The following is a 12,266-nucleotide window of genomic DNA, read 5'->3' as shown; positions in this document are numbered from 1 at the left end:
GTGACGGCTGGTGTTTTGGTCGACTTCAGACGATACCGCCGGTCTCCCGCTGCCGCCACCTCCGCAGGAGCCGCCGGCCCTGGTCCAGCCCACCCGTGCACAGCGCCCGGCCTCAGGCAAAAATGGCCAAAGTCGAGCTAAAACCCTCTGCGCCAGTGCGTTGTTTTGTCATCGGAATTGAGACACCATTCGCTCGGGAGATCCACCGACAACGAGAATAGTTTATTACATATTTATTTTCTTATTGAGATGCAAGAAGACCGCAATTGCTGCCTGTCGGATGTGAGATGGGCAATCGGGCGTATCATGCCACTTCCTCGGCAGACGACTGACCGAGGGGGCTTCATATTCCGGGGGAACCATGACCAGGATCGCCTATGGTGTTTGGGATGGGCAGGTGGTCGATCAGCGCGCCGCCGACGCACCGTTGCCGGTCGAGCTGTCCAAGCTCGACGGTTTCGACTATTTCAATAAGGGAAACCCGATTCGTGCCTTCATCGGCGATCGTGGATTCCTGGTCTTCGATGACTCGGTCAGCCTGGTCGACGCCTTCCGCCGACAGATGGAGATGGCGGCCAGCCAGTCCTGCGGCAAATGTACGCCCTGCCGGGCCGGGGTGCCGCTGATCCGCGATGCCCTTGCCGCCTATGCGCAGGCGCGGCCGAGCGCCGGCGATCTCGCCATCGATCTCGACGGAATCGTCCAACTGGCGCGTCAGATTGCCGACAGCTCGCTGTGCGGACTCGGCCGCACCGCCCCGGTGGCCCTGCTGGGCGCATTGACGCATTTCCGCGCGGATCTGGAGGCCGAGATCGCGACCGGCCGCCCGCTGCCGCAGCAGCCGGGCATGGACTACATGACGGCGCCCTGCATCGAGGCCTGTCCTTCCAAGATCAATGTCCCGCGCTACATCGACTATATCCGGGACGGTAAACCCGAGCATTCGCTCGGCGTCATCCTCCAGAAATACCCGATGGCCGCGACCTGCGGGCGGGTCTGCGTGCGCTTCTGCGAGATGGCCTGCCGGCGCTCGCTGGTCGACGAGGCGGTGGGGATCAAGATCCTGAAACGCTATGTCGCCGACCACCAGAAGGGGCCGGACGCACTGCGCTTCACCCGCGATCTGATCGCCCGACCCTTGCCGCCGGAGATGCGGGTGGCGGTGGTCGGCGCCGGACCGGCCGGGGTCGCCTGCGCCTATCACCTGCTGCTGCACGGGTATCACGTCGATATCCTGGAAGCGCTGGACGAGGCCGGCGGGATGGCGGCGATCGGCATTCCGAGCTATCGATTGCCCAAGGACGTGCTGCACGCCGAGACCGACATCATTACGGAGTTGGGCGGGCGTTTCCTGTTCAATCAGGCGATGGGCCGCGACTTCGACATCGACGCGCTGTTCGCCCGCGGTTACCGCGCGATTTTCCTGGCCCTGGGCTGTCAGCAGGGGTCGCTGATGGGGGTCGCCGGCGAGGATCGCGCCGCCCCCGGCTATGAAACCGGCATCAGCTTCCTGCTCAAGGTCCACGACCACATTGCCGGCACCCGCCTGACTCCCTTGGCGGGCGACGTGGTGGTGGTGGGCGGTGGTAACGTCGCGATGGATTGCGCCCGCTCGGCGCTGCGGATGGGGGCCGAGCGGGTGCATCTGGTCTATCGTCGCACCCGCGCCGACATGCCCGCCGATCCCACCGAGGTCGAGGCGGCCGAGGCGGAAGGGGTGATCTTCCACCTGCTGGTCAACCCGGCGCGGGTCCTGTCCGAGGATGGACGGGTGACCGGGATCGAGCTGGTCTCGATGCGCCAGACCGAGGTCGACGCCAAGGGCCGCCGCGGTGTTGAGCCGGTGCCGGGCAGCGAGCACTTCATGGCCTGTACCACCCTGATCGCGGCGATCGGCCAGCAGGTGCAGGGCGGTGCCATCCGCCCGCAGGACGGATTGAACCTGACGCGCTGGGGCTGGCTGGAGGTCAACCCCTTCGACCTCGCCACCTCCCGGCCTGGGGTCTTCGGCGGCGGCGACTGCGCCTCGGGTCCCTCGACGCTGATCCACGCGATGGCCAACGGGCTGCAAGCGGCACGCAGCATCGACGACTGGATCCAACTGGGCCATACCTGCTTCTTTCCGCGGACCCGGATGCGTGCGCTCCTGCACACCCACAAGCTGCTGGCCGCCGACTGCGACGAGCTGCCGGTGCGGCTGGAATACCGGGTGCATCACCCTGAGCTCGATCCGGAGGTACGCCGCACCATGTTCGAGGAAGTCGAGTCGACGATCAGCGACGCCGAAGCCTATCGCGAGGCGCGGCGCTGTCTGCGCTGCTATCGCATCTATTCGGTGATCACCGCCCAGCCGATTCCGGAAGGAGCGGCCTGACATGACCCAGCCGACCGACACCGACCCGCTGCTGCTCCTGTCGATCGACGGGCAGACCGTCGAGGCCTTGCCCGACGAGACCATCCTCGCCTGTGCCCGCCGCCATGGACTCTACATCCCCAGTCTGTGCGAACTCAACGACATCGACCATGCACCCGGCACCTGCCGCGTCTGCCTGGTCGAGGTCGCGAGCCCGGCGCCCGCGGAGCAACCGCTGCTGGCCGCCGCGTGCGTCACCCCGGCGCAGGCGGGGATGACTGTCCAGACCCGCTCGCGCCGGGCGCGCGAAGCACAGCGCCTGCAGGTCGAACTGCTGCTGGCCGATCACAACCAGGACTGCGCGACCTGCGTGCGCCACGGCAATTGCGAGCTGCAGGACGTGGCGCAATTCGTCGGGCTCCATACCAACCGCTTCATTCGACCGGGCGCGCGCCCTGGCGCGCGCGGTCGATCGCTCGTCGCCCGCGATGATCCGCGATATGACCAAGTGCGTGCGCTGCCAGCGCTGTATCGCGATCTGTCGGCATGGCCAGACCGTCGATGCGCTGGAAGTCACCGGGTTCGGCCAGGACACCGCCGTCGGGCTGCGTCACGGCCTGTCACAGGCGGAGTCGACTTGCGTCACCTGCGGCCAGTGCGTGCTGGTCTGCCCCACCGGGGCACTGGGCGAGCGCGACGAGACCGACCGGGTGCTGGATTATCTGTTCGATCCCGAGATCGTGACCGTCTTCCAGTTTGCCCCGGCGGTGCGGGTCGGTTTCGGCGAGGAGTTCGGCTTTCCAGCCGGGACCAACGTGGAGGGTCAGATCATCGCGGCGCTACGCAGCCTCGGCGCCGACATCGTGCTCGACACCAATTTCGCCGCCGATGTGGTGATCATGGAGGAGAGCGCCGAGCTGCTGCGCCGACTCCAGGGCGGGCAGCGGCCGATCTTTACCTCCTGCTGCCCGGCCTGGATCAACTTCGCCGAGCGGCATTATCCGGACCTGCTGCCGCTCTTGTCCTCCACCAAGTCGCCGCAGCAATGCCTGGGGGTGATCGCCAAGACCTATTTGCCCGAGCGGATGGGCATCGCTCCGGCGCGCATCCGGGTGATCTCGATCATGCCCTGCGTCGCAAAGAAGGACGAGCGCACCCGGCCGCAACTGGGTGAGGGCGATCGGCGGGAGGTCGACCTGGTGCTGACGACCCGCGAGTTTGCCCGCCTGCTCAAGCGGCGCGGACTCGATCTGCGCAGCCTGGCGCCATCCACCTTCGATAACCCCTACATGAGCGCCTATTCCGGGGCGGGCGCCATCTTCGGGACCACCGGCGGCGTGATGGAAGCGGCGGTGCGCACCATGTATCAGATCGTCAACGGCCGCGAACTGGACCACGCCGAAGTCGTCCCGCTGCGCGGCTTCGAGGGCCTGCGCACCGCCGCGGTGGAGGTGGGCGGCGCGGTCGGCACGGTGAAGGTGGCGATGGCCCACGGGCTGGGTCCGACCCGGGTGCTGTGCGAACGCATTCGCGCGGGGGAGGCCGATTTCGACTTCATCGAGATCATGGCCTGCCCGGGCGGCTGCGTCGACGGCGGCGGCAATCTGCGCTCGAAGAAGGCGTACCGGCGCAATGCGCTCAAGCGCCGCGACACGCTCTTCGCCATCGACCGCGCCACCCCGGTGCGCCAGTCGCACAACAATCCACAGGTGCAGGCGCTGTATCGGGACTTTCTGGGCAGTCCGTTTTCGGAGCAGGCGCACCAGTTGCTGCACACCTGGTACAGCGACCGCAGCCTGGCGATGACACTGACCGTCAAGGAGATCTGGGGGGAACTCAATATGAGCACGACGATCTATTGATGGGCCTGGCCTTGATCATTATTCCGGCCACGATGGCCTTGATCGTAATCCCGGCCAGCGACGTGCGTAGTCAGGGCTTCCAGCCCTGACGGTGTCAGGCCAGGATGGCCTGACTACGCACCCGGCGAGCCCAAGTGGCCGGAATCTTGATCGAGGCCGCCACGATGATCAAGGCCCCGCGCCGCGTGGTGCGCCCACCGAGGTCGAGTTAGCCGTCTCCGGGAGACCTTAATTTATGCAGTCGTCTGAGAAAGCCCTTGACCATGAACTTGCCTTAGTCCTCCGCGACAACGCTGATTTCCAAAAGTGGTTTCTTGGAAAAACAAGATTCGCTAATCGCCCCGCAAAGTGCGTCTTATCGCGATCTGACCATCCTTGGACAACCGTGACGATTGAAGTAAGAAACGCTGTTACCGGCGAGACTGAGCGTATCCGTTCTCGTTGCGCCGGTGGCGTTTAAAGAACGGGTCAGCGAGCAAGCAGCCAAATTTGGCGTATTTATCTCGCACGAAGAAATCGCTGAACACATTCCATTATTTGATCGATATTCGGTGAATACGGCTAACCTGCAAACTTTCGGAGATAGAGCATGAATTTCACTATCGAGTGCGAACCGGAATATGATAGGCGAGATAGACAGCCGCTAACAAGCGGCCTCGAAAGCGAGCGCGAGCGATGGGTCTCGTGCTAACTTGCAGAGTCATCCGTGCGCGCGCCGCTGAGGCCGGTCGTTTGCGCCTATGAAAGAGAAGTTCTCACACAAAGACACAAAGATCACAAAGATTTTCAACGCGATATGTGGGTCGGGCGAGTCACCCGCGCGGTGACCGGCCCAACGCCTTCAATAATTTGTTTTTCTTTGTGTTCTTTGTGTTCTTTGTGTCTTTGTGTGAGCAATTCCCGGATTTAGGTTGAGAGATTGCAGAGTGGAGTTCGACGTATGACGATTCCGGCGAGTGCCAACCGCGACCCGGCCGATACCTCCTGGCTGAACCCGGGCGCGATTCATGCGGCCCTCGCGGCCAGCGACCGTGAGGACGCCGGACGGGTCCGCGAGGTTCTCGACAAGGCCCGCGCGCTCCAGGGCCTCACGACTGGTGAGGTGGCCGCACTGCTGCAGATTCGCGATCCGGACCTGAGCGCGGAACTGTACGCCGCGGCGCGCTGGGCCAAGGAGGCCATCTACGGTAAGCGCATCGTCCTCTTCGCCCCGCTCTATATCTCGAACTTCTGCGGCAACGCCTGTAACTACTGCGCCTTCAGCAAGGACAACACCGCGCTCAAGCGTCGGTCCCTGAGCATCGAGGAGATCCAGCGTGAGGCGCAGGTGCTCATCGCTCAGGGCCACAAACGGCTGCTGGTGGTCGCGGGCGAGTCCTATCCCAACGGCCTGCAGTATGTGCTGGATGCGCTGGAGGCCATCTACGCCATCCGGCTCGGCAATGGCGAGATCCGCCGCATCAACGTGAATCTGGCCCCCATGGAAGTGGACGAGTTCCGCGCGCTGCACGCGGTCGGCATCGGTACTTACCAGATTTTTCAGGAGACCTACCAGCGCGATGTCTATGCCGCCGCCCATGTCAGTGGCCGCAAGCGGGACATGGACTGGCGACTCTCCGCGCCGGACCGCGCCATGCAGGCCGGGATCGACGACATCGGGCTGGGCGTGCTGTTCGGGCTGGGTGACTGGCGGTTCGACGTGCTGGCCCTGATGACGCACGCCGCGCACCTGGAGTCCACCTATGGAGCCGGTTGCCACACCATCAGCGTCCCGCGCATCGAGCCGGCCCATGGGTCGGACTTCTCGCGCGCGCCCTGGAATCCGGTGTCGGATGACGACTTCAGGAAGCTCGTTGCCATCCTGCGGCTCGCCGTCCCCTATACCGGCATCATCATGTCCACCCGCGAGAGCCCCCAAATGCGGCGTGAGACCTATGCGCTCGGCGTCTCTCAGATCTCAGCCGGCAGCCGGACCAACCCCGGCGGCTATGCTGCCCACGCCGATGCCGAGGCGCTGCCCGACGCCGCAACGATGGAGGATTTCGACGCGAGTCAGTTCTCGCTCGGTGACCACCGCTCGCTCGACGCCGTGGTCCTGGAATTGGCCGAATTGGGTTACACCCCGTCCTTCTGCACCGCCTGCTACCGCAACGGGCGCACCGGCGAGGACTTCATGCAGTGGGCCAAGAGCGCCGACATCAAAGAAAAATGCGGACCCAACGCGGTCGGCACCTTCATGGAATATCTGCTCGACTATGCCGGCCCGGCTACGGTCGAGGCCGGCACGCGGGCGATCGAGCGGGATATCGCCGGCATGGGGGAGAAAGAACGACGGATCGCCCGGGTGATCGTCGACAAGGTGTGCGGCGGCAAACGCGACGTTTATTGCTGACATGGCCCCAGAGTCCGCTCCTGCCCATGGCCGGGCGGCCCCAACCCAGGGTGGTGCCACGCGGACCGAGCACGACCCGCTCGGTGCGCTTGCGGTTCCGGCGGATGCCTATTACGGCATTCACACCGCCCGCGCACTCGCCAACTTCACGATCCTCGGCCGGCCCGCGCGCCCCGAACTGATCTGCGCCCTGGCCCTGGTCAAGGCGGCCTGTGCCCGCACCAATGCCGAGCTCGGGTTCCTGCCCGAGAATGAAACCAACGCCATTCTCGCCGCCTGCCGCGAGATCGCCTCCGGCCAGTTGCACGACTGGATTCGGGTCGATGCACTGCAGGGCGGCGCTGGCACCTCGCTCAACATGAACCTCAACGAGGTCATCGCCAACCGGGCGCAGGAACTGCTGGGGCTGCCGCTCGGTGCGTATGGGCGCGTCCATCCCATTGCCCAGGTCAACCTGCATCAGTCGACCAACGATGTCTATCCGACCGCACTCAAGGTCGCCGCAACCCTCGCGCTGGGTCGTCTGGAGCCGGCCATCGCCCGGCTGCAGGGCGCCTTGCAGGCCCAGGAGCACGCCTGCAACGGCCTGGTCAAGATGGGCCGCACCCAACTGCAGGATGCCTGCCCCACGACGGTCGGCGCGGCCTTCGGGGCCTGGTCGGAAGCCTTCGCGCGCGACCGCTGGCGGGTCTTCAAGTGCCGGGAGCGGCTGCGGGTGGTCAACCTGGGTGGTACCGCCATCGGCACCGGGCTCACCGCGCCGCGCGACTATATCTTTCGCGTCACCGACCGGCTGCGCGAGGAGACCGGGCTCAACCTCGCCCGCGCCGAGAACCTGCTGGACGCCACTCAGAACGCGGATGTCTATGTCGAGGTCTCCGGGATCCTCAAGGCGCATGCGGTCAGCCTCTACAAGGTCTCGTCCGACCTGCGGCTATTGTCCTCGGGTCCGAAGGCCGGGTTCGGCGAGCTGCGGCTGCCGCCCCGACAGGCCGGCTCCAGTATCATGCCCGGCAAGGTGAATCCGGTGATCTGCGAGGCGGTCGGTCAGGCGGCGATGACCTGCATCGGCAACGACCTCATGATCACCCAGGCCTGTCAGTCCGGGCAGTTGGAGCTCAATGCCTTTCTGCCGCTGGTGGCCAACGCCCTGCTGGAGACTCTGGCGGTCCTCGAACAGGCGAACCTGAGCCTGGCGGAACACTGCATCGACGGGATCGAGGTGAACGCCGCGCACTGCCGGGATCAGGTCGAGCAGTCCTGGGCACTGGTCACGGCACTGGTCCCGGTGCTCGGTTACGACCAGGCCGGCGAGGTTGCCAAAGAGGCCGCCGCGACCGGCCGGACGATCCGCGCGGTGGTGCTGGACCGCGGCCTGCTCGACGGGGCGACCCTGGATCGTCTTCTCGCTCCGGCCGCCATGACGGCACTCGGTTACCGATCCTGAGACCTGCACATGCTGAATACCCCCAAGAGCCTGCGCCTGCACATCGGTGTCTTCGGCCGCCGCAACGTCGGCAAGTCGAGCCTGGTCAACGCCCTGCTGGGCTATCCGCTGTCGATCGTCTCGCCGGTCGCCGGAACGACCACGGACCCGGTCGAGAAGGCCATCGAGTTGCCGCCGGTCGGCCCCGTGGTCTTCGTGGACACCGCCGGTATCGACGACGCCGGCGCACTGGGCGGCCTGCGTATGGCCCGGACGGCCGGGGTGCTGGAGCGGGTCGACATCGCGCTCCTGGTCTGCGACCACACCGGGATCGGGGACGATGAGCGCGCGCTCCTGGCCCAACTGGCGGAGCGCAAGACGCCGGTGCTCTGCGTCCTCAACAAGAGCGACCTGGGACCCCTGCCCGATGCGGCGCTCGCGGGTCTGCCGGGTGAGGAGACGGAGCTGGTCCGCATCTCTGCACTGCACGGACAAGGGATCGACGCGGTCAAGGAATCCATCATCCGGCTGGTGCCGGAGGCGCATCTGCAAGGGCCGCCGCTGGTGGCGGACCTGATCCAGCCGGGGAGCACACTGGTGCTGGTCGTCCCGATCGATCTCGGGGCGCCCACCGGGCGGCTGATCCCCCCGCAGGTCCAGGCGATCCGCGAGGCGCTGGATGCGGATGCCGTCTGCATCGTGGTGAAGGAGCGCGAGCTGGCCGCCGCGCTCGGGAATCTGCGGACCAGGCCCTCGCTGGTCGTCTGCGACTCCCAGGTGGTGCTGAAGACCGTCGCCGATACGCCTCTGGACATCCCCCTGACGACCTTCTCGATCCTGATGGCACGCTTCAAGGCGGACCTCATCAAGCTCAGCGCGGGCGCGGCGGCGATCCATCGGCTGAAGCCCGGCGACCGCGTACTCATCGCCGAGGCCTGCACCCACGATCTCATTTGCGACGACATCGGGCGCGTGAAGATCCCGCGCTGGCTGCGCCAGTTCGTGGGCGGCGAGTTGCAAGTCGACTTCAGCACCGGCAAGTATTTTCCCGACGAGATCGCGCACTACGATCTGATCATCCAATGCGGCGCCTGCATGGTAACCCGCAAGCACATGCTCTCCTGGCTCTATCGGGCCGAGCGTCAGCAGGTGCCCATGACCAACTATGGCGTGGCGATCTCGCTGCTGCAGGGGGTGCTGCCGCGCGCCTTGCAGTGCTTTCCCGCGGCCCTAAGCGCTTACGAGGGTGCCTATGAGGCTGCCTGCTGCGCCGCTGCGCGCCGGCCCGGGGTACCGGCATGACGCCACTCGCGGTTCTCCTGCGCCAAGAGGCGTTCGCCGACGCCGACATCATCCGCCTGCTCGGGTTGACGGACCCCAGCGACTGCGAGCGGCTGCGACGGGCGGCCTATGACCTGACCACCGGGATCATCGGCGACAAGGTCCATTACCGCGGCATCGTCGAGTTCTCCAACCGCTGCACGCTGAATTGCCGCTATTGCGGCATCCGGCGCGACAATCCGACGCTCGACCGCTACCAACTGAGCATGGCGGAGATCGTGGAGAGCGCCGTCTGGGCCGCCGAAAACCGCTATGGGTCCGTTTGTCTGCAGGCCGGCGAGCGGCGGGACTGGCCATTCATCGACTTCGTCACGGAGTGCATCCGCCTGATCCGCGCCCGCATCGTCTCCGCGACACAACCGGACGGAGCGAGCATCACTCTGTCGCTGGGCGAGCAAACACTCGACACCTACCGCCGCTGGCGCGAGGCCGCCGGCGGGGCGGACTGCATGCGCTATCTGCTGCGGATGGAGACCTCCAATCCCGCGCTCTTCGCACACCTGCATCCCGGCGGCTTCGCGCATGAGAAGGGCTATGCCGCCCGCATTCAGGCGCTGGAGAACCTGCGCACGGCCGGCTTCCAGGTCGGTACCGGCGGCATGATCGGCCTGCCGGGTCAGACGCTCGCCGACCTCTGCGCCGATCTGCGCTTCTATCAGCGGATCGATGCCGACATGCTCGGCATGGGACCTTACATCCTGTCCCAGGGCGCGGACATGGGCGCGGAAGGCATGATGGAGCCGGCGCCCTTGCTACAGCGCGCGCTCAACATGCTGGCCGTCGCCCGGCTGGTGCTGCGCGATGTCAACATCGCCGCGGCGACCGCCTTGCAGGCCTTGGCCGCCGATGGCCGCGAGCGCGGCATCGCCTATGGCTGCAACATCGTCATGCCGAACATCACCCCGCGCGCGGTCCGCAAAGCCTACCAGCTCTACGACAACAAGCCCTGCATCGACGATCAGCCGACCGATTGTAGCGCCTGCCTGGAGGGCCGCATCCGCAGCATGGGCCGACGGGTCGGCTGGGACGAGTGGGGCTGCTCGCGCCATTTCCGTCGGCGCCTGGGGCTTGCACTGCCGGATCGACCATCGCTCTCGGCCGAGACCCAGGCGGCCAAGTCCGTTCACGTCGGCATCCCCCTCCGGCGCGGCCCGGCTCGCACCGATCCGGCGGCCGATCTGACCAGCGCGACAGACAGGTCGCGGTGAAATCGAAGGTCTGCTATTCGTCCTGCCGATGGCCTCGGGCGCGGCCTGCGGCGCGGGTCAGTCCTACGGGCGGGCAGGGCGGCGGCCACACCGTCCAGATTACACCCGCTGGAGAGGCGACCAATGGCAGGATGCGACCGTCGTCGGACTGGCGGAGCAGGCGCGAGCGCTGCGGGTGCGGGTGGCGACACTGGATTGAGGTTCGTTCGGTGTCCGCTTGGCGTTCGCCCGATCCGGGCTGCAGGCTCGGTCCCGCGGGTCCGGATCCCCGAACAGTCCGACGGGTGGGTGCCCGCTTCAGAGGCATAGCCCGGATGGGGCAATAGCGCAATCTGGGACGGCATTGCATCTGCGCGGGACGGTGGTGCGACCGGCTCGGAGCGGCGCGCGATTGCAAGCGGGAATACCGTGGTATGTCCCCGGTATCTTTGGCATGAAACAGCGCGTGACCTTTCTGGGTTTCGATCTGTTCTGGTTTATCGACCGGGAAGGTATTCCACGGGTGAAGCGTCGCACGGCCCGCAAGCGCTTGCAAGGGTCGATCCGACGCATCAAGGAATGGATCAAGAGCCAGCGGCACCTGCCGGGCAGGGCGTTGATCGAGGGACTCAATCGGCGGCTGGTAGGGCATTACAATGACTACGGTCTACGGGGCAACTCGGCGGACCTGTGGCGCTTCTACAAAACGGCCGTCGCCTATGCGTTCAAGTGGCTAAACCGGCGCGGGGGCAAGCACAAGCGCTTCACCTGGGCGGCCTTCGGTCGCGCCATCGAAACGCTTGGTATCGCCAAACCCCGCATCACCGAGTCGCGCTGCTTGCAACACGAACTGGTGTTCGCGTGAAACGTGTCGCTCGCTTGATAAGCGAGTACGACCGAGGAACCGGATGCGGGAATACTGCACGTCCGGGTCTGTGGCGGGGGCTCCGGGCAACCGGAGTCCCTACGCCGGGGGCTTTCTAGGCTGCCGCCTTCTTGAACTCCACGACTTCAACGCAGAGCGTTTCTTTTACGGCGTGTTGTTTCAATAAGAGAGCATCGACAGCGTCCAATGTTTTAGCATGAAAATACCGCTCTCCACACTCAGCACAAATCTCAGCTTCTACGTTCTCAACGATGTAAAGTTGCCGTTGGAACCAGTGCTGCCGCTTGACGTTTCTTTTCTTCGTTTCGCCACCACAAAATTCACATTGCATGACGGCACCTATAACGCATAGACAGTAAGTACTTCAAGTGAAATATTTGTAGGCGCCAATAATTGCAAAGCATTGATTTAAAAGAAAGATAAATAATTAAGCGCTCATAGCGAATATATTGATGTACTTAATTACCAGCATATTTGATTCCTCTCGGAACCGGCAAATCACATGAATGATACGCCCGTCCAAGCACGGCCCCTCGATTCGATATCTTGTGCCCTTAGAATCATGCGACAGTTGTTTTTCTATCCTTCCCTTCAGGATCGCGTTCTCTATATCATTCCTGTCAAGGTCGTCATCAAGCATCTCTTCTTCTGCGTGCGACGACAAGAAGTAGTCGCGATCAAGCTCGACTTTGGCCATTTCAGGCCGTCGAGGCCAGTTGATCCAGCAAGCGTTCCCAGTCCCGCTGGGAAATAACGAGGGCGTCCGGGTCTGCGGTTGAGTTGACGAAATTCGCCGCCGCCCAACTGGTGCGGCGCACC

At 64.8% G+C, this 12,266-nt stretch carries 9 protein-coding genes and 1 pseudogene; 8 read left to right on the top strand and 2 right to left on the bottom strand.

From position 1 onward, the window contains the following. Window positions 1-361: 361 nt before the first annotated feature. The 8 genes and pseudogenes from QZY03_RS02350 (at window position 362) to QZY03_RS02315 (ending at window position 11,426) form a co-directional block, all read left to right on the top strand. Window positions 362-2,374, top strand: coding sequence for an FAD-dependent oxidoreductase (locus QZY03_RS02350; protein ID WP_295577897.1), 2,013 nt, complete (start codon window positions 362-364; stop codon window positions 2,372-2,374). Between the two features lies 1 nt (window position 2,375). After that, window positions 2,376-2,732: pseudogene (locus QZY03_RS31925) on the top strand (2Fe-2S iron-sulfur cluster-binding protein); the annotation flags it as partial. 121 nt (window positions 2,733-2,853) lie between these two features. Beyond that, window positions 2,854-4,215: a [FeFe] hydrogenase, group A gene (locus QZY03_RS02340; RefSeq protein WP_295577892.1), complete on the top strand. Its 1,362-nt coding sequence runs from the start codon at window positions 2,854-2,856 to the stop codon at window positions 4,213-4,215. A 940-nt stretch (window positions 4,216-5,155) separates the two neighbouring features. Next, the gene (gene hydG / locus QZY03_RS02335; RefSeq protein ID WP_295577890.1) at window positions 5,156-6,607 is read left to right on the top strand and encodes a [FeFe] hydrogenase H-cluster radical SAM maturase HydG; all 1,452 of its coding nucleotides are present in this window, start codon (window positions 5,156-5,158) and stop codon (window positions 6,605-6,607) included. A 1-nt stretch (window position 6,608) separates the two neighbouring features. Then, complete coding sequence (locus QZY03_RS02330) at window positions 6,609-8,054, top strand: aspartate ammonia-lyase (RefSeq protein ID WP_295577888.1); 1,446 nt, start codon at window positions 6,609-6,611, stop codon at window positions 8,052-8,054. Window positions 8,055-8,063: 9 nt separating this feature from the next. Beyond that, window positions 8,064-9,335, top strand: a complete 1,272-nt coding sequence (hydF, locus tag QZY03_RS02325) for a [FeFe] hydrogenase H-cluster maturation GTPase HydF (RefSeq protein WP_295577886.1) — start codon at window positions 8,064-8,066, stop codon at window positions 9,333-9,335. After that, window positions 9,332-10,582 carry a [FeFe] hydrogenase H-cluster radical SAM maturase HydE gene (hydE, locus tag QZY03_RS02320; RefSeq protein ID WP_295577883.1) on the top strand — a complete coding sequence of 417 codons (1,251 nt, stop codon included), beginning with the start codon at window positions 9,332-9,334 and terminating at the stop codon, window positions 10,580-10,582. Before hydF ends, hydE begins: the two co-directional genes overlap by 4 nt. 433 nt (window positions 10,583-11,015) lie before the next feature. Then, the gene (locus QZY03_RS02315; RefSeq protein ID WP_295577881.1) at window positions 11,016-11,426 is read left to right on the top strand and encodes a hypothetical protein; all 411 of its coding nucleotides are present in this window, start codon (window positions 11,016-11,018) and stop codon (window positions 11,424-11,426) included. A 115-nt stretch (window positions 11,427-11,541) separates the two neighbouring features. Here the strand turns inward: QZY03_RS02315 and QZY03_RS02310 are convergent, their stop codons facing one another. After that, entirely contained in the window at window positions 11,542-11,778 is a 237-nt protein-coding gene (locus QZY03_RS02310; protein ID WP_295577878.1) for a YgiT-type zinc finger protein, read from the bottom strand. A 96-nt stretch (window positions 11,779-11,874) separates the two neighbouring features. Then, window positions 11,875-12,144 carry a DUF4258 domain-containing protein gene (locus QZY03_RS31920; protein WP_363168836.1) on the bottom strand — a complete coding sequence of 90 codons (270 nt, stop codon included), beginning with the start codon at window positions 12,142-12,144 and terminating at the stop codon, window positions 11,875-11,877. Window positions 12,145-12,266 lie beyond the last annotated feature (122 nt).

The organism is uncultured Lamprocystis sp., from assembly GCF_903933125.1.
Lineage (GTDB): Bacteria > Pseudomonadota > Gammaproteobacteria > Chromatiales > Chromatiaceae > Thiodictyon.
The sequence above is the reverse complement of the archived record's forward strand: the minus strand, read 5'-3'. Positions and strand labels throughout refer to the sequence as shown.

What these genes read in the sequence shown, in the direction of transcription:
- hydF (WP_295577886.1), top strand. Translation starts at nt 8,064, where the DNA reads ATGCTGAATACCCCCAAGAGCCTGCGCCTGCACATCGGTGTCTTCGGC.
- hydE (WP_295577883.1), top strand. Translation starts at nt 9,332, where the DNA reads ATGACGCCACTCGCGGTTCTCCTGCGCCAAGAGGCGTTCGCCGACGCC.
- QZY03_RS02315 (WP_295577881.1), top strand. Translation starts at nt 11,016, where the DNA reads ATGAAACAGCGCGTGACCTTTCTGGGTTTCGATCTGTTCTGGTTTATC.
- QZY03_RS02310 (WP_295577878.1), bottom strand. Translation starts at nt 11,778, where the DNA reads ATGCAATGTGAATTTTGTGGTGGCGAAACGAAGAAAAGAAACGTCAAG.
- QZY03_RS31920 (WP_363168836.1), bottom strand. Translation starts at nt 12,144, where the DNA reads ATGGCCAAAGTCGAGCTTGATCGCGACTACTTCTTGTCGTCGCACGCA.
- QZY03_RS02330 (WP_295577888.1), top strand. Translation starts at nt 6,609, where the DNA reads ATGGCCCCAGAGTCCGCTCCTGCCCATGGCCGGGCGGCCCCAACCCAG.
- QZY03_RS02350 (WP_295577897.1), top strand. Translation starts at nt 362, where the DNA reads ATGACCAGGATCGCCTATGGTGTTTGGGATGGGCAGGTGGTCGATCAG.
- QZY03_RS02340 (WP_295577892.1), top strand. Translation starts at nt 2,854, where the DNA reads ATGACCAAGTGCGTGCGCTGCCAGCGCTGTATCGCGATCTGTCGGCAT.
- hydG (WP_295577890.1), top strand. Translation starts at nt 5,156, where the DNA reads ATGACGATTCCGGCGAGTGCCAACCGCGACCCGGCCGATACCTCCTGG.